Here is a 20,413-nt window from a genome sequence, read left to right as displayed (position 1 = left end):
TTTTCTATTTTTAATTCGTTTTTGAACCAGTTGCTTTCGTTGACGAAGATGTCTCCGATGAACTGCTTGTGCTTGAATTTGATGTGCTTGAACTTGATGCTACTGGTTTTGTAGTCACCTTCATTATTGTATCAAAGGGAGTGATAACTGCCGGTAAGACAACCCCATTGCGGTCGATTGCCTGCAAAGGTACCGAACCACTGTAATTACCTGTTATGCGTTCGCTGGTTGGCAAGACAGCGATAATCTTATCAATTCTATCCAATGTCTCTTGGTCACTCGTAATCGACACTTCTTCATCTGACACCGTGACATTTTCAATCTGTACCCGACTATCAATTTGACTAGGGTCAATCTCTGGTACAACCTTTACCTTATTCTTCTGAGCCTTCTTACCAATCTTGACTGTAATTTTTTGCGGAGTCGCCACAGCGGTCAGCCCATTGGGTAAATCTTCAATGCTCAAAGGAACTTCAATCGTTCCAACACTGGCATCTGTTAGGTCAGCAGTAACCTTGAATTTACGTGTGCTTTCTTGCATTTCACTAGCTAGCGATAGGCGATTTGCACCAGTCAAGACCACTGATACTTCTGAAGCAAAACCGCTAATAAAATACTCATCACTATTATAGCGTATGTCAATAGGGACATTTGTTACTGTATTCGTATAGGTTTCCGTTTTTACCTGCCTAGCACTGGTACTGTTTTGAAAATTCGTCGCCGTAGCATAGACAAATAAGACACAAGCAAAAAAGAGTGAGGATATGATGTATAAACTATTTTTTCTCATGTTTCCATCCTCCTAGCAATCGTTCTTTAAAACTAAGACCTGCTTCCTCTTTTGGAAGTAAGATTTCACGTAATTCTGTTTCAAATTCATCAAGTGTTAGGTTGTGCTTAAAGCTTCCATTATAGGTTATCGAAATTCCTCCCGTTTCCTCTGATACGACAAAAGTCAAGGCATCTGAGACTTCTGATAAACCAATAGCCGCCCGATGTCTGGTGCCAAATTCCTTGGAAATCCCTGTACTTTCTGTCAAGGGCAGATAGGCAGACGTCACAGCGATACGTTCTTCTCTGATAATCACTGCACCATCATGTAGGGGAGTGTTGGGAATAAAAATGTTAATGAGAAGTTCTGCAGAAATCTTAGCATCCAAGGGAATTCCTGTCGAAATATACTCCTGCAAGGTACGTACACGCTGAATAGCAACCAAGGCCCCGATTTTACGAGGACTCATGTATTCAACAGACTTAACAAAGGCACGAATCATCTGTTCCTCAGCACTAATAGGGGCATTGGAAAAGAAATCTGTCGCTCTTCCCAAACGTTCCAAACCAGTCCGAATCTCTGGAGAGAAGATAACAACCGCCGCAATAACCCCATAAGTAATAATTTGATTGATTAACCAAGAAATCGTAGTCAAGCCAATCATATTTGCAAGGATTTGAGCTAAAATAAACACCAAAACTCCACGTACCAAAATCATAATCTTGGTTCCTGCAATAGCTTTTGTAAAATGATATAAAATATAAGCAACAATCAAAATATCAATCAGATTGATAGCTATCGTCCATGGACTTGCAAACAAACTGGTCCAATATTGCAGATTGGATAATTGTTGAAAATTCATCCCTGATATCCTCCCTATCAAAACACTTTCGTCCTATTATACCATTTTCTGGCATTTTTTTCCCTATCCTAGTCCATTTTACATTGAGCAAAAATATGATACAATAAACTGACTAGAAAAAACAAAGGAGAAACTATGTCTCAACTCTATGATATTACCATTGTAGGTGGTGGTCCTGTCGGGCTTTTTGCAGCCTTCTATGCCCACCTACGCCAAGCCAAGGTCCAAATCATCGACTCTCTTCCCCAGCTAGGTGGACAACCTGCTATTCTCTACCCTGAAAAGGAAATCCTAGACGTACCAGGTTTCCCAAACCTGACTGGAGAAGAGTTGACTAACCGCTTGATTGAACAGCTAAATGGATTTGATACCCCTATCCATCTCAATGAAACGGTGCTTGAAATTGAAAAACAAGAAGAAGGCTTTGCCATTACCACTTCTAAAGGAAGTCACCTGACTAAAACAGTTATCATCGCAATGGGTGGCGGTGCCTTCAAACCACGTCCGCTGGAACTAGAAGGGGTTGAGGGCTATGAAAATATCCATTACCACGTTTCCAACATTCAGCAATACGCTGGTAAGAAAGTGACGATTCTTGGTGGGGGAGACTCAGCAGTGGATTGGGCTTTGGCTTTTGAAAAAATTGCACCAACCACCCTTGTTCACCGCAGAGATAATTTCCGCGCCTTGGAACACAGTGTCCAAGCTTTGCAGGGATCTTCTGTGACCATCAAGACACCATTCGTCCCTAGCCAACTCCTTGGAAATGGAAAAACGCTTGATAAACTTGAAATCACAAAAGTCAAATCTGATGAAACCGAAACGATTGACCTAGACCACCTCTTTGTCAACTATGGTTTCAAATCTTCTGTCGGTAACCTTAAAAACTGGGGTCTGGACCTCAACCGCCACAAGATTATCGTCAACAGCAAGCAAGAATCTAGCCAAGCAGGTATCTATGCTATCGGCGACTGCTGCTACTATGACGGAAAAATTGACTTAATTGCGACAGGACTGGGAGAAGCACCAACCGCTGTCAACAATGCCATCAACTACATTGACCCTGAGCAAAAAGTGCAACCAAAACACTCAACCAGTTTATAAAAAAGAACCACGAGTCACATAGGATTCGTGGTTTTATAGTTCATCTACGATCTGATCAGCTCATACCTTTCCCCTTCTTTTTCAAAAATCAAAAATGTCCTATCAAATTGATAAAGCATGTGATATAATAACGATGGCACTAACGATACGCCTTGGAAAAGGAGGTATTACAGATGCTAGAACTTCTCAAAATAGTACTTATCGCAGTCATCGAGAGTATTATCTCATGGCTGGTGACTCGTTGGTTAGACGATCACTTCGACAAGTAACCTTCGTGGTTAGTGCTATCTAACCCAGAAAAAATCCCCTCGGTATTGCAGTACCGAGGGGATTTCTGTTAGCACTAAAATGCTAGAACTTCTCAATTCCCCCTTATTATCTCACATACTCTATTCAATTGTCAAGAAACAGGTTGATATTTTGTAAGTTAGCGATATCAGGTCATTAAAAAAATAGAATCAACCAATCACACTGATAATTCAAGGGGGATATATCTTTATAATTCATCGGCTATCTTATTTATTTTTCTGAGTCTGTGGTTGACACCACTTTTGGTCAGAGGGGTGCTGAGGCTATCTGCCAACTGTTGGATAGAGTAGTCTGGGTGCTGAATCCGCAACTGCGCTACTTCCTGCAAATCCACTGGCAGATTTTCTAAGCCTATAATATCTTTGATTTTGCTGATATTGTTGATAGTCTTCATGCTGGCAGAAACTGTCCGAGCAATATTAGCTGTCTCGGCATTATTGGCTCGATTAAGATCGTTACGAGTTTCCCGCAAAATCTTAACCCGCTCAAAATCATCTCGCGCCTGCATGGCTCCGATGACAATCAAGAAGTCCATAATATCTTCGGCTCGCTGGAGATAGGTCACAGCTCCCTTCTTGCGCTCAAGTACCTTGGCATCCAGTAAAAACTGCTGAAGAAGTGAGGCAAGCCCTTGCGCGTGGTCCAGATAAACAGAACTGATTTCCAACTGGTACTTTCCTGACTCAGGGTCACGAATACTTCCATTTGCCAAGAAAGCGCCACAGAGATAGGCACGGCCTGCTTCCTCGTCTGATAAAATCTCCTCATCAATACCTGTTTCCAAACCAAAAAAGGAGTCTGCCAAGTGCAAATCACTCAACAAGTCCTGCACCTTTTCATCTGTAAAAACGGTATAGACCCGATTCTTGCGAAGATTGCTCCGTTGGTGGTGACGAATTTCCGATTTGATTTCATAGAAATGGAGAAAGGATTCATAGAGGTGACGAGCCAGTTTGGCATTTTCTGTCACAACGGACAAGGTCAGGCCCGAAGTCGAGAGACCGATGCTACCAGACATCTTGATAATGGCAGATAATTCATGCCGGCTCAGATGGTGTTGACCTAGAATTTCTTCTTTTACTGCTACTGTGAAACTCATTTTCTCACCTGTATAATCCGCATCAACTCGTCCACAATCAAATCCCCATCGTGGAAGGCACCTCCATTTTCCAGACGAAGGAAGTTGGATGAAATCACGCGCGGAACTTGCTTACAAAGACCATCAAAGTCATGGTCCACCTGCACCAAGTATTCATCAAACCGGTTGGAATTCATGTACTCCTGTGGGACTTTTTCGATATTTACCAAGACAGTATCGATAAAAGGGCGGCCAAGGTGACGATGCAAAACTTCCACGTGATCGCTATCTGTAAAGTGTTCCGTCTCCCCACGTTGGGTCATGATATTGCAGACATAGGCGATTTCTGCCTTGGTTTCCAAAAGCGCCTGCCCGATCTCCTTAATCACGATATTGGGCAAAATCGAGGTAAAGAGGGAACCTGGCCCTAAGACAATCATGTCACTTTCAAGAATGGTCTGCACTACTCGACGGCTGGCCAGAGGCGTATCATCGTTAAGGGTATTGGTCACATAGACATGGTCAATCATGCCCGGATGGTCTGCAATATGACTCTCTCCAGCCACTTCTGTCCCATCCTGAAAGACTGCGTGCAGGGTCAAAGGATGGTCACTGGAAGGATAAATCTTCCCAGTAGTATGGAAAAATTTGCTCAATAACTGCATGGCATTATAGGTCGAACCCTGCATCTCTGACAGACCAGCGATAATGAGATTTCCCAGCGGATGGCCCGCAAAGGCTCCCGCATCCTCAGAAAAACGGTACTGAAAGACCTTCTCATAAAACTTAGGCATATCCGACATGGCCACAAGGACATTGCGAAGATCACCTGGCGGTGTCAACTGCTGCATATTTTTTCGGAGTTCACCTGATGAACCACCATCATCCGCCACCGTTACGATAGCAGCGATTTCCACATCTTTTTCACGCAGACTTTTAAGAATGACAGGAATCCCAGTTCCTCCACCAATCACCGTTATCTTTGGTTTTCTCATGAACGGTTTACCGTTTCCTTTCTTCGGTCTTTGTCGCGATGCCCTTCATTGACAGGCCAAGTCTTGGATAAGTCCTGCGCCAAGCGTTTGGCAAAGGCCACACTACGGTGTTGTCCACCCGTACATCCCATGGCAATGGTCAAAACGGACTTACCTTCCTTTTGGTAACTTGGCAAAATCGGTTCAATCAAGGCCAACAAATGCTGATAAAAATCTTCTGACTCAGGATGATTCATGACATAGTCATACACTGGTTCATCCACACCCGTTTGGTTTCTCAGTTCTGGAAGGTAGTAGGGATTTGGCAAGAATCGGACATCAAAGACCAAGTCCGCATCAATCGGGATTCCATATTTAAAGCCGAAAGACATGACTTCGATACGGAAAGACTGGGCTTGTTCTTGATCTGAAAACTGCTCTGCAAGGGTTTTACGCAGCTCACGAGGAGTAAGTTCAGTCGTATCCACCACATTTTGGCTCATATTTTTCAAAGGCGCCAAGAGCTCACGTTCCAGCTTGATTCCATCCAAAATCCGTCCATCTGCTGCTAGTGGGTGACTCCTTCTGGTTTCCTTGTAACGAGCAACCAATTCCTTATCAGCTGCATCCAAAAAGAGAATTTTAAAGTCCAGTTCTTCTTTGTCTTCCAACTCATCCAAAACATCTTGAATCTCTGAGAAGAAAGAACGGCTACGCATATCCACTACCAAGGCCAACTTATGGTCGTCATCCTTTGTTCCCACCAACTGCAAAAACTTAGGCAAGAGAGCTGGTGGCATATTGTCAATAGTAAAATAACCTAGATCCTCAAAGGACTGAATGGCAACTGTTTTCCCTGCACCACTCATTCCTGTCACAATCACCAAGTGAAGTTGTTTCTTTGTCATCTTTTTCTCCTTATATCAAAAGAAGTTTGGCAACACCAAACTTCAACTAGCTTATCCAATCTCTGCGATGACTTCAATTTCGACTTTTACATCACGAGGAAGACGAGCTACCTCCACAGCTGAACGAGCTGGAAATTCCTCTTTAAAGGCCGTTTGGTAAACCTCATTAAAAGGAACGAAGTCGTTCATATCGTTCAAGAAGCAAGTTGTTTTGACAACATGGTCAAAGTCTGTTCCTGCTTCTGCCAAAATAGCACCGATGTTTTTTAAGACTTGTTCTGTCTGTTCTTGGATCGTTTCTCCAACGATTTCCCCAGTTTCAGGAGAGAGAGGAACTTGACCACTAGCAAACAAAAGATTGCCAACGATTTTTCCTTGAACATAAGGCCCGATAGCCTTTGGAGCTTTGTCTGTATGAATTGTTTTTGCCATTTTTTCCTCACAATTTTTCTACGATTGCATCCCAAGCTTGGTCCATCCCTGCCTTGCTGATAGATGAAAAGAGGATGAAGTCATCACTTGGGTCAAAGTTTAATTTCTTTTTGATTGCTGATTCATGCTTGTTCCATTTACCACGAGGAATCTTGTCCGCCTTGGTCGCAACGATGATAACTGGAATCTCATAGTACTTGAGAAATTCGTACATCTGCACATCATCTGCTGACGGGTCATGACGAAGGTCAACTAGACTGACAACCGCACGGAGATTTTCCCGAGTCGTTAAGTACTCCTCAATCATGCGCCCCCATTTTTCACGTTCCTTTTTGGAAACGCGGGCATAGCCATAACCAGGCACATCCACAAAGCGCATCTTGTCATCAATGTTAAAGAAGTTAAGAAGCTGGGTTTTCCCAGGTTTCCCCGATGTACGAGCCAGATTCTTACGGTTCAGCATGGTGTTGATAAAGCTAGACTTGCCAACATTGGAACGCCCTGCTAGGGCAATCTCTGGCAGTTCATCCTGTGGGTAGTGGGATTTATTGGCCGCACTGAGCAAGATTTCTGCATTGTGTGTATTAAGTTCCATTGTCACCTCTAGGCTGTTTCTAGGATTGGTTTATCCGTTCCATCGACAGCTTCTTTTGTGATACGGACCAATTTCACATTTTCCTGACTCGGTACTTCAAACATGACATCTAGCATGGTTTCTTCAATAATTGAGCGAAGACCACGCGCCCCTGTCTTCCGTTCAATGGCTTTATTAGCAATCTCTTGAAGGGCTTCGTCGTCAAATTCCAACTCAACATCATCATAAGATAGCAAGGTCTGGTACTGTTTCACCAAGGCATTTCTTGGTTCTTTCAAGATGCGAACCAAGTCATCCACTGTCAATTGCTCAAGAGCCGCAAAGACAGGCAAACGTCCAATCAACTCAGGGATAATACCGAATTTTTGAATATCTTCCGCGATGATTTCTTGCATGTAGGAGCTATTTTCGTCAATCGCCTTGTTGTTTTGACCAAAGCCGATAACCTTTTCACCCAAACGTTGTTTGACAATTTCTTCAATACCATCAAAGGCACCACCCACGATGAAGAGGATATTTTTAGTATCCACTTGAATCATCTCTTGTTGTGGATGCTTGCGTCCACCTTGAGGCGGCACGCTAGCAACAGTTCCCTCGATAATCTTGAGAAGGGCTTGTTGCACCCCTTCACCAGAAACATCACGTGTGATAGACACGTTCTCACTCTTCTTGGCAATCTTGTCAATTTCATCCACGTAGATAATCCCACGCTCTGCACGCTCGATGTTAAAGTCAGCAGCCTGCAAGAGTTTGAGGAGGATATTTTCCACATCCTCACCTACATAACCAGCCTCCGTAAGAGCTGTTGCATCTGCGATCGCAAAAGGCACATTCAAGCTCTTAGCCAAGGTCTGGGCCAAGAAAGTTTTCCCAGAACCAGTTGGGGCAATCATCAAGATGTTTGACTTCTGCAAATCCACATCTTCTGACTCTTCACGCGTATCGTGGAAATTGATGCGTTTGTAGTGGTTGTAAACTGCCACTGCCAAGGCACGCTTGGCACGATCTTGACCGATTACATAGTGGTTCAAGATATGGAGGAGTTCGATTGGTTTTGGCACCTCAGACAAGTCTGCCAAGACTTCCTCAACCAATTCTTCTCGAATGATTTCTTGAGCTAACTCCACGCATTCATTACAAATAAAAGCATTGTTGCCAGCGATTATTTTTTGTACTTCTTCTTGGTTTTTGCCACAAAATGAGCAATAAACCATCATATCATTTTTTCTATTTGTAGACATGATTTCCTTCCATTCTATACTGTCATTCTATCTAAAATAAGGTCATGTAAAAAGCATGAATACTATTGACCAGATTGGTAAAGGCATTTAACCAAAGGAGGATAGAAAGCCCGTAACGCTTTTTACGAAAAGCCTGTGCTCCTGCCAAAAGGCAGATGAAACACAGAAAAGCCGTGAATAAACCAAATAAACTCCGTTCCATTAGACTTCCTTTCTCTTGCGGTATTGGATGGTAAAATCATAAGAATTTTTCTCATCTTTGGTATAGGATTTGCTTGAAACTGTCTCAAAAAGGGACAGGTCAAACTCCTCGGGGAAATAGGTATCTCCCTCCACCCGAGCATGAATTTGAGTCACAATCACTTCGTCAAGGTAGGGTTCAAAAGCCTGAAAAATTTGCTTCCCGCCGAGAATATAAAGATTCTTGTCTTGACCCTGATACCAGTCCAAAACTGACTGGACATCATGAAAAGTAGCAACCCCGTCTAGCTTTTCTTCCAAGTTACGTGTTAAAATCAAGGTCTCCCGTTTTGGAAGCAGGCGACGCCCCATTCCATCAAAGGTCACACGCCCCATCAAGATAGCATGATTCAGAGTTGTTTCTTTAAAATGTTGCAATTCTGCTGGCAAATGCCAAGGCAGGCGATTGTCCTTACCAATCACACCCTCTTCATCCTGGGCCCAAATAGCTACGATTTTCTTAGTCATGCTTCCATCCTTTTCACTGATAGTACTATTTTATCAAAAAACTCAAAAAAAGACTGGTTTGGAATAGCTTACAAAATAGAAAAAATCTGTAAGAAATTTCCTACAGATTTATCTATGTTTCCTTGTTTCTTACAAACCAGGTGCTTGTCCAAGTTCTGCGGCAAGCATCCAAACTGTTTTCTCAAGTTCAGCCTTAGCACCAACAAAAATATCGTTTGTAACATCATCGCCTTCTTCGTCAGTCACATCCAACGCTTTTTGGAAAAGAGTGATGAGGTAGCGATAAATATCTAGAACACGTTCCAAGCTTTCTTCAACATTACGGTATTCACCAGCTTCTTCTTCGATTTCACTGTTTTGAAGGAACTCTGTCAAAGTAGAGAATGGGCTTCCACCAAGTGTGATCAAGCGTTCGCTGATTTCATCTAAATGACCATCAAGAGCATCCATGTACTCATCCATTTTTGGATGCCATACCATAAAACCGCGTCCACGCATGTACCAGTGCACTTGATGAAGAGCAATATGCGCTACATACAAATCTGCAACAGCTTGATTCAAAACTTCCTTTGTTTTTGCCAATGCTACTGGCGCTGCTTTTGTTAATGTTGCGACATCTTTTGCTGCTTCTTTTTTCAATTCTACCATTTTATTTTACCTCGTTCATTATTTTTTGTAACCACTTCTTAATGATTACTACCTTAGTATACTACTAAGGAAAGACAATAGCAAGCCAAATGACCCACATGAGAAAAGTTGCAATAGACTGATAATTTAAGAATTCTTAATAAGCCCCCAATAACAAGGTCTATTGAAAAAGTTCCAAGCTCTATAACTTTTTACGATTGACCATTTTAGTGGATAATCTCAAACTATGCCAAATAATCCTCTGAACTCTCTTTGTTTACAATAGTCTGTTAGCTTTCTGACGTCTATAGATAATCTCTTCTGTTTCAACTGGGAACATCTCCATCGTCCTCAGGTGGAGCCTCTTCCTCAAAAAGGCTGAGTTGTCCAGAAGGGCAAGTTCATTGATGAGACTATCAATTGTAGCACTCTCTTCTTGAATGATTTTCAATCTTTCTTCCATCGTCCTCCCCTCTGATAACTATTTTTATCTAGTATAGCAGAGGCTTGGTGATTACGATTCGGCTTGGCTTGTCAAATTTAGATTATAGTGAAATGAAATAAAAAATGTACAAATTGATCAGGAAATTTAACCTAACTTCTAGCAATGTTTTAGAAACCAGAGTGTACTATTTCAACTTCAATATACTATATATTTTAGTATCAGCTGTACGATATCCCTATCGTACGCAAAAATCTCCTAGCAGACTTTCCTACTAGGAGATTTTTTATGAGAGGTGCTTGTCTAGTCCTTGACAATCAAACTCATTATTTGATGCTAATCGAACAAGTTCCTAACTAAGCTTCTTCGTCTTCTTTACGACGACGGCCTGCAAGACCAAGACCAAGTAAGGCACTTGTGGCTGCTGCTACCATAGCTACAGTAGAATCAGCTGTACCTGTATTTGGCAACTCTTTAGCCAATTGGCGTGCATTTGTGGTTGCTTGGTTTGATACCGCATCAACAGTAGCTGGAGTTACAGTACTTGTTTGAGTAGCTTGATTATTTGCTGGATTTGCCTGATTGCTTGTCGGAGAAACTTCCGAGATGAAATCTTCAATACGTTTCACCATTGTATCCACTTCATCTTGGCTTGCTTTTGAATCAGCAAATACTTTCTTACCTTCTTCTAATAATGCTTTTGCTTTCTTAGCACTATTCTCATCCAATTTATCTGATTGATGATTGATGAAATCATCTAATCGATGAATTGCTGATTCTAATTTACCTTTATTGACATCTACTACTGGCGCTGCTGGTTTCGCTTGTTTCACTGGATCAGTTGCTGTTCCTGCGTCACTTTCGTCACTGTTGCCTTTTGTTGCGACGGCTTTGACTGCTGTTCCGTCTTCAGCTACTGTGTGATCTAGTGTGACCTCTCCTGTTGTTGGATTAACGCTTACTCCTGAAGTTGGTGTGGCTGATTTCTCTTTCCAACCTCCAGCTTCTTTTACGATTTCGATGGTTGTCTCAGTTGTTCCACCTGTTGGTGTGTACGTTACTTTGACTTTATCGACATCTCCTGTTGGCGTTACAGTTACTGTCGCTGTACTTTCGTCTGCTGTTACTGTTGGAGCGTCTGGTCGAGCTGTAGCTACCACATTCACTTTGACCCCTACTCGATCGGCTGAGCCATCAGGGTATGTTACTAAGATTACTGCTGGTTTTAAACCTGCTGAGCTTGTATCAGGTGCCTCTCCCCATGTAATCCTAGTATTTTCTGGTAATTTATTTGTCTCGTTTGATGTCGGTGTATTCTTTATAAAATCCTCTGCATTTGGTTTTTCGTCTTTTCCAACGTCTGGTAAGGGATTTTTTAGTTCTGGTTCATACTTGCTGTCATCTAGTTCTTTATTCAATTTTTCTACGATCTTAGTCGGGTCTATAGCCTTGTCATATATAGACATTCTATATACCCTACCACCAGAGGTGGCTTCAGAACTAGTAGCTGTATCATCGAAGAAAAAACCAAGTATAGTCTTACCATTTTCTGTATAAGGTTTTGCATTAGCGAGAGTTGCAGTATCGGTTAAAGACATTTCTTTAGTAACATGTCCATCTTTGACAAGGTAAACAGCAAATTCTGTCCTAGATTTTACTATAATAAAGTCAACGACTGTATTATCAGGAACTGAATTTGTACCAAGTGGAGAGCTTATATCATTGTAAAATTGTAAGTTGCCCCTATTAAAATAGAAACCAGTATCATCTGCCGAATTCTTATAATCTACTATTTTTCTCCAGTTGCCAGTAGTTTGGTCAAAAGAAAACTTTACACCAATGGTATATTCTTCACCTAGTTCCTTATCTATTGTAAGCTTGAAGCCTCCACCTCTAGGTTGAGTCGATTTCCATTTTATGTATTTTCCATGACTATCTTCACCATACTCCAAGGATGCATTATTTCTGTTATTGCCATCTCCTTCTTTGCTAAACCATTCAAGTGTCGAATGATTTTTGAAATCTTTATCGTGTCCGGAAAATACAAATGAATTATAAGAATCATCCTCAATTGCTGGTTGTCCTTCTGTACGCAGTGGATTCGTTCTATCCATTGCTGTGTTGTTACGAGGGTCATGAGAACCAGTGTTTGCGATTGAATTTGTTCCAGGTTTTGGTTCGGTATTTTCTGCCTTTTTACCTACTGTTGGTTGCCCATTAGTTGTGTCTACAGTTGGTGTTACTTTTTTCTCTGCAGGTTTTGTTACTAATTTGGTGTTAGCTACAGTTACAAGTTTGCTGTAAGCCTTTGTCAGTTCAGCTTGAGTTGTAGCATTTTGTAACACTTCTTTAGCTGCAGCCAACTCCGCTTTTAATAGAGCAACACTTTCTTCTGTTTTATTGGCGTATGCACCTTTATCTAGTTTCGCTTCAATCTCTTTGATATATTTTTCAAGTTTCGTTTTGTCTAAAGCTGGAGTTGCTGGTTCTTCTGGTTTAGCAATAGTTTCCGCTACAACTGTATTGCCTACTTGTTTTGTAGCATTCCCCTGAACCTTACCTGAGCCAGTATTTTCATCATTTGGTTTAACTTTAAGCTCTGGTTTGTCTTGCGGTTGAACAGCAGTCACATCAGCTGATACAGCACCATTGCCCAAAAACATGAAAAGAGCCGCTACTGCTACACTAGCTGCACCAAAGCTATATTTACGAATTGAATAGCGTGTAACCTTCTCACGGTGCATGCGTTCAATACGACTCATTGACTTATTTGTTTTCATTGATTTTAATTCTCCTTCAAGTTTCAAATTGTATCTCAATTTTTAGAATAGACCTTCTTTAATACATCATATCAGCCCAAGAAAATCACCAAAAGCATATATATATATATGCATACTGGGTATTCAATTTTGGTTTCAAAAAAAGACTATTCACTTGAATCTTCCAATTAAATATTATACTGCATTTCTGTTATAATTACAACTATTATATAATGTAATAGATTGAAATAAGATGGAGCTAAGTCGATTAGGAAAGACAAATGAATTTCTAAAAATGTTTTAGCAACCGCAATGTCCTGGTCTATATTCAATCTACTATATAATACTCTTCGAAAATCTCTTCAAACCACGTCAGCGTCGCCTTACCGTACTCAAGTACAGCTTGCAGCTTGCAGCTTGCGGCTAGTTTCCTAGTTTGCTCTTTGATTTTCATTGAGTATAAGATTCATTTCCTAGCAAGATCTTGAATTTACTCGAGGATAAACTATCATAAAACAAAGAAAAAGAGGGTGCTAGTATCACATCCCTCTTTCAAATCATCGCTTAATACCAAACGCTGACATCTACGCGCCCTTGGATTCCTTTCATGTATTCAGAAGAGGTATATTGCCAACCTTTTTCTCCTGAATAATGAGGGTTTTCCCATTCTAAAGCATTGGTATAGGCCGCTACCCAGTTTACATGTTTTAAAATATCTGGGTGTTTTAAACGTGTCTGTAGTAAACTACGATAGCTATAGACATACACATTTTGATAACCCGCCTGCTTCATCGTCTCCATGTACTTGTTAATAATCTTAACCCAAGTACCTGTATCACTCGGAGCACGCTTACTTTTATTCACATATTCCCAGTTCTCAACATCATAGTAGATAGGGTAAGACAAGTTCATATTGTATTTCTTCAGAAGTTCAATGGTCTGTTCAGCGTCATTCTCAGCATCGGTCTCATTTTCAGCATAGGTATAGAGATAGACACCATAAGGAATTCCCAGACGGTTTAACTCCTTAATGTTATGCGCCAATTCCTTGTCTTCTTTACCACTATAACCTAGACGAACAATGACACCATCTACTTCATTTTCATCAATAACCTTTTTCCAATCATTGATACGACCATTATGCTCACTAATATCAATAACTTTCTTAGCATGTTCGGTTCCCACTTGCTCTTCTCTATTATTAAAGAAATAGCGTTTACCATCTCTGTGAACCCAGCCGACATTCAAATCTTTCTTTTCTTTGAGCTCACCAGAAGCCGCAAAGATATAGCGAGCACCATCCATAATCACTTCATCAGTCGCCATGGCACCACTTCCAGTCAAATAGTAGTTGCCTTGCCACTCATTACGAGCCATATAGCCCCACTTCTTGAAATAGTACCATTTGCCGCCCACTTTTTGCCACTCTTGGTTAGCGTAAGTACCATCTGATTTGAGATAAAAATAAGCAGAATAGGCTGGATCATAAAGCCATTCATTTTGCATCATGGCACCTTGACCATTCAAGAAATAACTTCCTTGCCATTGGCTTTTAGCCATGTAACCCCACTTCTTGAAGTAGTACCACTTATTTCCAATCAATTGCCATTCTTGATGAGCATAAGCCCCATCTGACTTGAGATAAAACCAACTCTTATAATTATTATCATAAAGCCATTCGTTTTGAGCCATATAGCCACCTGATTTTAGGTAATAACTACCCCGCCACTCATTTTGAGCATAACGACCGTCTGATTTGAGATAAAACCAAGCTTTGTAGTTATTATCAAAAATCCATTCACTTTGAGCTTTAGAACCATCAGCCTTTACATAATAATCCCCATCCCAGTGGGCAGCAACATTGGTCTTTACACCTGTGCTCGTTTGAGTTTTATTAGAAGACTGATTTTGCTCTGAACTACTTGAAGCTGTCGTTGTATCCTGCGAAGTTTTTGAAACTTCAGTTTCATTTGCAGCGACATGGCTAGTTGCCAAGCCTAGTAAACAGATACTGGCTAATCCAATTTTTCCAATTTTTGTTTTCAATCTTTCCTCTCCTATAAAAAATGGAACAGGCACCTGAATGCTGTTCCACCTAGCTTTTGCTACTTACTGATTATTTTACAAAGTCAAGCAAAGCCAAGAAGCTTTCAGCTTCAAGTGACGCACCACCTACAAGGGCACCGTCAACGTCTGGACAAGCCATGTATGAAGCAACGTTCTCAGGTTTAACAGAACCACCGTATTGAACACGAACTTTGTCTGCAACTTCTTGACCAAAGTCAGCAGCTACAACGTCACGAACAACTTTACACATTTTTTGTGCATCGTCTTGTGAAGCTGATTTACCAGTACCGATAGCCCAGATTGGCTCATAAGCGATAACTGATGCAGCAACTTGTTCAGCAGTCAATCCAGCCAATGCAGCAGATACTTGAGCACCTACGAATTCAGCAGCTTTACCAGCTTCGTAAGTTTCAAGTGACTCACCACAACAGATGATTGGAAGCATACCGTTTGCAAAGATTGCTTTTGCTTTTTTGTTGATATCTTCGTCAGTTTCATGGAAGTAGTCACGGCGTTCTGAGTGACCGATCACAACGTAGTCAGTACCGATTTCTTTCAAAACTTGTGGGCTAGTTTCACCAGTGAAAGCACCTACATTTTCAAAATAGCAGTTTTGAGCAGCAACTTTAAGGTTTGAACCTTTTGCAGCAGCAAGAACAGTTGTCAAATCAAGAGCTGGAGCTGCGATACCTGCTTCAACAAGATCTGATGAAGGAAGTTTTGATGCAACTGCTTCAACGAATGCTTTAGCTTCTTCTGGATTTTTGTTCATTTTCCAGTTACCAGCGATAAATGGTTTACGTGACATTTCACATACCTCTTTTTTCAATTTATTTTCTATTTATTTTATCACAATTAAACACAGCTTGCAAATCTTACTCGGATTTCAAGCCTACTTGCATGGATTAATCCTTCCAAAGATCCATGGCATTTCTAAAATCTGCCGATACCTGTGTCAACTGAGGATTGCTTGCTTCTCTTTCTGCCCGCTTAGCCTCGATTTGAGCCACACTTTTGATACCTTCATGTCGCCAGTTTCTCAAAATGGCCTGGATGTACTTCCAGTTTGGTTTTCCATTCAAAACAGCTTCACGAAGAGCTTCCTTAATCAAGTCAGCACTGGTCCCATCTTCTTTTAGTGTCTTGGTCAAATCCTCAATTTCAAAAGGTGTCAACAAGCGTCCTAATTCCTGCTGGAAGGTTTCTACCAAATCCTTGAGCTGGTTTTGAGGTGTCAACTGGTCTGAACTTGAATGAGCGACTCCAAGCAAGTCATCCAAACGTTCCAAAGCCAAACTAGCATCAAAAAGCAATTCGATTTCACCATTCAATTCGATCGTTCGATACTGGAGAAGTCCCCTTTCCGTCAGATTAGAAATGGACTGGTTGACATCCGAAATTTCCTTGCCAATCCTTTCAGCAATCTGGCTTGGCGACATCTCTTCTAAGCCTGTCGTATTTTGCAAATAGAAAAATTGCCAAACCAGAAAATCGTCGCTAGAAGGAAAGAGTTCCTTAAAATGCAAGAGCAGGGCACTCGGTAAAACCAAGTTCCCTGATTTAAAAGCGTCTAAATATGTCATAATTCCTCTTATAAATACCCATATGCAGATGCATCATCTTCTATCTTTCTCCAGTCAAAAGGTGTTTCCTGATAGACCGCATAGTTTACCCAGTTACTGAAAAAGAGGGCTGCAGATGAAGACCAACAAAGACAAGGCATCTTGTTAACATCATCATCCTTAAAGTAATTTTCTGGAATATGTGGGTCTAAACCTGCGTCACGATCTCGAAAATACTCTTTTGCCAAGGTATCACGGTCATACTCCAAATGCCCAAAACTATAAATTTCACGTAAATCACGGCTAGCCAAAATCGAAACCCCAACCTGAGGACCTTCTGATAAAATCTCGAGATTGGTTTTGTTTAAGACCTCTTCCTTAGAAATCTCCGTATGCCGTGAATGAGGAGATACATAGCTATCGTCAAAACCTCTAAAAAGAAGATGCCCTTCTTTTAAAGTGTCCTGAGGATAGATACCTGATAACTTACTGTCCATCTGGTATTTTTCCACTCCATAGCGCAGATAAAGCCCGGCTTGAGCACCCCAACAGATATGAAGGGTCGAATAGACATGGGTCTTGGACCACTCAAGCACCTGAGTAAATTCCTCCCAATAGTCCACTTCCTCAAATGGTAAATGCTCAACTGGAGCACCCGTGATAATCATCCCATCAAAATACTCATCCTTGACTTCAGGAAAAGTTTTATAAAAGGTCTCCATGTGCTCTGAACGAGTTGTCTTAGAACGGTGGCTCTCCATATAGAGAAAATCAATATCCAGTTGTAGAGGTGTATTGGCCAAATGGCGTAACAACTGGGTTTCTGTGACCATTTTCTGTGGCATAAGATTTAAGATTAAAATCTTCAAAGGACGGATATCTTGGTGGGCCGCACGTTGATCATCCATGACAAAGATGTTCTCTGTCCGTAAAATCTCAACAGCTGGTAATTTTTTATCAATTCGAATCGGCATAACCCTCTCCTAACTGTATTCTTTCAGGAATCATTGCATATGTTTGAAACTCTTCGAAAATCTCTTCAAACTGCGTCAACGTTGCCTTGCCGTACTCAAGTACAGCCTGCGGCTAGTTTCCTAGTTTGCTCTTTGATTTTCATTGAGTATGAAACTAAATCTCAAACACCTAGTCCTTTTATTATACTGCAAGAAGATATAGTTTTCAATTATAGTTTTTCTCTAACTAGCTATAGTCTATTTTTATATCCTAATGTAGAGAAAACAGCCCTAGGGACTGTTTTTCATTAATAATGCATCAGAACTTTGTAATCGTAGTCACCGATTTTTTCACGGCCGTTCAATTCATCCAATTCAACAAGGAAGGCACAACCCGCTACAATACCACCAAGTTTTTCAATCATCTCGATGGTTGCCTTAACAGTACCACCTGTCGCCAAGAGGTCGTCTACGATAAGAACACGTTGACCTGGCTTGATGGCATCCGCGTGCATGGTCAAGGTATCGACACCGTACTCTTTTTCATAGTCAGCAGAAATGACTTCACGTGGCAATTTACCTGGCTTACGAACAGGCGCAAAACCAATTCCCAACTCAAAGGCAACTGGACAGCCCACAATAAATCCACGAGCCTCAGGCCCTACAACCATGTCAATTTTCTTGTCAGTAGCATACTGAACGATTTCACGAACAGCATAGCTATAAGCATTTCCATCAGCCATCAAAGGACTGATATCACGGAAGGTGATGCCTTCCTTGGGATAATTTTCAATTGTTGCAATATAATCTTTTAAATTCATCTTTTTCTTTCTTTCAAAGTTTTTACTCTCTATTATACCATATTTTCTAGTAAAGAAGAAAGAGAAAACAATATTTGAATCATTTACGCTGTAATCTTTTTTTTGACCAAAAATAGCAGTTTCATTACTTTTGTAAATAAAAATCTATTCCAGAAACTTGGGAATAATTTCTAAAAACCAAAATCAGTTTCAGAAAACAGATTTTATTTTCATTTTTAAGCATATTCATCCAACGATAACCTCAGCACCTAAAAAAGGGCAGACTATCCCCCCTTGAAATTTCGTCATTTTTTTAAAAATGGGACAACTATTTAAGCAACCCAACTGTTCAAATGCTCTGTTTCTTGTTTTTGTACTTTTGAGTAAGCAAATCCTAATGTACATAAATAAGCCATTGTGACATATGAGCCTACTGAAAAAGTCATCAAATTGATGGCTTTTTTAGTAGGCTCGTTTGAACTGTGGTATTTTTATCATTTGTAACATCAATAGTAAACTCTTTTTCTATCTCTCTATTATCCTTTGCATATACATTTGTTGGTAAAATACTCATACAAATCATTGATACTAAAATAATATTTTCAAATCTCTTTTTCATCATTTTTCTCCACCCCTATAGTAATTTCTCTTGTCCAGATAATCTTCCAATATGCATAATTTCGTTATATAAAATTCGTCGAACATCTTCATCCGTTAAAGCATCATTTGATGTTGGTTTTTCTAACGGATTTTTCTTTTCATTCGAATAAACTTTTTGAATCGCAACAATCGTTAATCCATCTGACAAGTAATCTTTAATCTCTAACAAACAATCTACGTCATTTAAGGAATACATTCTGCGATTAGTGTCTGAACGTTCCGGTGTAATTAAACGTTGTTCTTCATAGTAGCTAATTTGTCTTGCCGTTAAATCAGTCAATTTCATAACTGTTCCTATTGGAAACACTGCTAAAGAACGTCGTAATTCTTTTTTCCCATTCTCAAACACCTCTCTTCTTCTCTATGATAGCTGTATTGTAAAAATAACTGACATAAATATCAAGAGCTTTCTTACTTTTTATATCGCATTTTCTAACATAACATTCTTTCCAACAAAAAAGACCAGGTTGCCCCAGCCTTTTATACTGCACCCCAAAAGTTAGATATAAAAAATCTAACTTTTGGGGTCACTTCCCTCTATTTCCTCCACCAAGATTTCTTTGTTTCCGCTTCATAAGCAATTTTCAATGTGTCTTGATCCGGAAGAGCAACACCTTTGCTTAATGTAATTTTATGCTTGTCTTTTTCTGAAAAACCTAGGGTCTCACCATCCTGCAAATCTACATCCTCAAGGAGTATGTACGATACGATTGAAGATATAAATTTTATTAGATCCCCCGGATTTTCATCTGCATCTATTATCTCAAGTTCATACTTTCCAAACACGTCCATTCCATAAGTGTATGCGGATATTCCCTTGTCAGTTTGATAAAGACCGAACCATATCCAGTTAAAAATAGGTAATTCCTGTTCTTTAATCATTTGAGCACAGTCAATGTAAGAATTTGGTTCAAAGACCACTCCGCTTGTAAATACGCCTATGGCATTTTCCTGCATGCTGCAAGCTGCCATAACCTCAGTATAAATAAGCCCTCTTTCTTTTATATCTTCTCCATCACCTAAAACAGCAACGACAATATGTGCCTTATGGCTTTTAGTAACTTCTACCGCTTCTCTCCACATATAATTATTGGAAGCATTGATTTCCGCCTCTTCGTTTGGTACGGGATCAGGGAATTTACTGATAATCACACGATATCCATTGATATCTGTAAAGATTACATCGTCAGCTTCATCTGTTAAATCTTCATTTGAGATTTCAATACTCCACTCATCTCTAAGATCTTTTATCAGTTTATTCTTGTCCCAACAATCCTCTGAAAGCAAAACGCTTCCACAAAATTCTCCTATGTTATCACTGTTCAAAACTTCCACCTCAACCTCTACATAAAATTTGTCTAAAATATCTTCCATTAGATTATCATCTTTTTCTCGTGAATTGTCAAGTCAAGTGAATCATTTACGCTGTGCCCTTTATTTGAAAAAAGACAGTAAAAAAGCGCAAAAAATCACTTCCTGTGCTATACTGTAATTGAAATTTTTTTAGTTTGGGCGTTAGAACTGTTTCCTCAGTCCTATCGCCTTTTCTTTTTGATAAGT

The 20,413-nt window shown here is 40.3% G+C and carries 23 protein-coding genes; 1 reads left to right on the top strand and 22 read right to left on the bottom strand.

What is annotated here, in order from left to right:
• Positions 1-10 precede the first annotated feature (10 nt).
• The gene (locus tag PCY12_RS07835) at positions 11-790 is read right to left on the bottom strand and encodes a CdaR family protein (protein ID WP_301352354.1); all 780 of its coding nucleotides are present in this window, start codon (positions 788-790) and stop codon (positions 11-13) included.
• Entirely contained in the window at positions 777-1,634 is an 858-nt protein-coding gene (cdaA, locus tag PCY12_RS07830; protein WP_050089436.1) for a diadenylate cyclase CdaA, read from the bottom strand. Before cdaA ends, PCY12_RS07835 begins: the two co-directional genes overlap by 14 nt.
• Positions 1,635-1,769: 135 nt before the next feature.
• Here cdaA and PCY12_RS07825 point away from each other — a divergent pair, with 135 nt between their 5' ends.
• On the top strand, positions 1,770-2,738 hold the full coding sequence (locus PCY12_RS07825) for an NAD(P)/FAD-dependent oxidoreductase (RefSeq protein WP_301352352.1): 969 nt from the start codon (positions 1,770-1,772) through the stop codon (positions 2,736-2,738).
• Positions 2,739-3,234: 496 nt separating this feature from the next.
• On the opposite strand, the gene whiA is transcribed toward PCY12_RS07825, so the two are convergent.
• From whiA to PCY12_RS07725, 20 genes are all read right to left on the bottom strand, one after another.
• On the bottom strand, positions 3,235-4,146 hold the full coding sequence (gene whiA / locus PCY12_RS07820; RefSeq protein WP_301352350.1) for a DNA-binding protein WhiA: 912 nt from the start codon (positions 4,144-4,146) through the stop codon (positions 3,235-3,237).
• A complete protein-coding gene (locus PCY12_RS07815) occupies positions 4,143-5,120 on the bottom strand; it encodes a YvcK family protein (protein ID WP_301352348.1) in 978 nt (325 codons plus the stop codon). Before PCY12_RS07815 ends, whiA begins: the two co-directional genes overlap by 4 nt.
• Entirely contained in the window at positions 5,117-6,007 is an 891-nt protein-coding gene (gene rapZ, locus PCY12_RS07810; RefSeq protein ID WP_301352346.1) for an RNase adapter RapZ, read from the bottom strand. Before rapZ ends, PCY12_RS07815 begins: the two co-directional genes overlap by 4 nt.
• 51 nt (positions 6,008-6,058) lie before the next feature.
• Positions 6,059-6,439 (bottom strand): RidA family protein, encoded by a 381-nt coding sequence (locus tag PCY12_RS07805; RefSeq protein WP_301352344.1) that lies wholly within the window; start codon positions 6,437-6,439, stop codon positions 6,059-6,061.
• Between the two features lie 7 nt (positions 6,440-6,446).
• Entirely contained in the window at positions 6,447-7,034 is a 588-nt protein-coding gene (gene yihA, locus PCY12_RS07800) for a ribosome biogenesis GTP-binding protein YihA/YsxC (RefSeq protein ID WP_301352343.1), read from the bottom strand.
• 8 nt (positions 7,035-7,042) lie between these two features.
• Positions 7,043-8,275, bottom strand: coding sequence for an ATP-dependent Clp protease ATP-binding subunit ClpX (gene clpX, locus PCY12_RS07795; protein WP_301352341.1), 1,233 nt, complete (start codon positions 8,273-8,275; stop codon positions 7,043-7,045).
• A 31-nt stretch (positions 8,276-8,306) separates the two neighbouring features.
• Positions 8,307-8,477 (bottom strand): hypothetical protein, encoded by a 171-nt coding sequence (locus tag PCY12_RS07790; RefSeq protein WP_000442276.1) that lies wholly within the window; start codon positions 8,475-8,477, stop codon positions 8,307-8,309.
• A complete protein-coding gene (locus PCY12_RS07785) occupies positions 8,477-8,983 on the bottom strand; it encodes a dihydrofolate reductase (RefSeq protein WP_301352339.1) in 507 nt (168 codons plus the stop codon). The genes PCY12_RS07790 and PCY12_RS07785 overlap by 1 nt, the downstream gene beginning before the upstream one ends.
• Positions 8,984-9,112: 129 nt before the next feature.
• Positions 9,113-9,631: a DNA starvation/stationary phase protection protein gene (locus PCY12_RS07780; protein ID WP_050107673.1), complete on the bottom strand. Its 519-nt coding sequence runs from the start codon at positions 9,629-9,631 to the stop codon at positions 9,113-9,115.
• Between the two features lie 256 nt (positions 9,632-9,887).
• Entirely contained in the window at positions 9,888-10,073 is a 186-nt protein-coding gene (locus PCY12_RS07775) for a hypothetical protein (protein WP_301352337.1), read from the bottom strand.
• A 335-nt stretch (positions 10,074-10,408) separates the two neighbouring features.
• Entirely contained in the window at positions 10,409-12,832 is a 2,424-nt protein-coding gene (locus PCY12_RS07770) for a Rib/alpha-like domain-containing protein (protein ID WP_301352335.1), read from the bottom strand.
• A 307-nt stretch (positions 12,833-13,139) separates the two neighbouring features.
• Positions 13,140-13,265, bottom strand: coding sequence for a hypothetical protein (locus PCY12_RS07765; protein ID WP_261062164.1), 126 nt, complete (start codon positions 13,263-13,265; stop codon positions 13,140-13,142).
• Positions 13,266-13,375: 110 nt separating this feature from the next.
• Entirely contained in the window at positions 13,376-14,890 is a 1,515-nt protein-coding gene (gene lytC / locus PCY12_RS07760) for a choline binding-anchored murein hydrolase LytC (protein ID WP_301352333.1), read from the bottom strand.
• 37 nt (positions 14,891-14,927) lie between these two features.
• Positions 14,928-15,686: a triose-phosphate isomerase gene (tpiA, locus tag PCY12_RS07755; RefSeq protein ID WP_301352331.1), complete on the bottom strand. Its 759-nt coding sequence runs from the start codon at positions 15,684-15,686 to the stop codon at positions 14,928-14,930.
• 97 nt (positions 15,687-15,783) lie between these two features.
• On the bottom strand, positions 15,784-16,461 hold the full coding sequence (locus tag PCY12_RS07750) for a DnaD domain-containing protein (protein WP_301352330.1): 678 nt from the start codon (positions 16,459-16,461) through the stop codon (positions 15,784-15,786).
• Between the two features lie 8 nt (positions 16,462-16,469).
• Positions 16,470-17,414 (bottom strand): homoserine O-succinyltransferase, encoded by a 945-nt coding sequence (gene metA, locus PCY12_RS07745; RefSeq protein ID WP_301352327.1) that lies wholly within the window; start codon positions 17,412-17,414, stop codon positions 16,470-16,472.
• Positions 17,415-17,701: 287 nt separating this feature from the next.
• The gene (locus PCY12_RS07740) at positions 17,702-18,214 is read right to left on the bottom strand and encodes an adenine phosphoribosyltransferase (RefSeq protein ID WP_023933925.1); all 513 of its coding nucleotides are present in this window, start codon (positions 18,212-18,214) and stop codon (positions 17,702-17,704) included.
• Positions 18,215-18,638: 424 nt separating this feature from the next.
• Positions 18,639-18,812: a hypothetical protein gene (locus PCY12_RS07735; protein ID WP_161800613.1), complete on the bottom strand. Its 174-nt coding sequence runs from the start codon at positions 18,810-18,812 to the stop codon at positions 18,639-18,641.
• A gap of 15 nt (positions 18,813-18,827) precedes the next feature.
• Positions 18,828-19,202, bottom strand: coding sequence for a MerR family transcriptional regulator (locus PCY12_RS07730; protein WP_301352326.1), 375 nt, complete (start codon positions 19,200-19,202; stop codon positions 18,828-18,830).
• Between the two features lie 188 nt (positions 19,203-19,390).
• Positions 19,391-20,227: a DUF4261 domain-containing protein gene (locus tag PCY12_RS07725; protein ID WP_301352325.1), complete on the bottom strand. Its 837-nt coding sequence runs from the start codon at positions 20,225-20,227 to the stop codon at positions 19,391-19,393.
• Between the last annotated feature and the right edge of the window lie 186 nt (positions 20,228-20,413).

The organism is Streptococcus sp. SPS1 (assembly GCF_030439915.1).
In the GTDB taxonomy this organism is placed as follows: Bacteria; Bacillota; Bacilli; order Lactobacillales; family Streptococcaceae; genus Streptococcus.
Note: the sequence above shows the minus strand (reverse complement) of the source record. Positions and strands in the feature narration are given on the sequence as shown.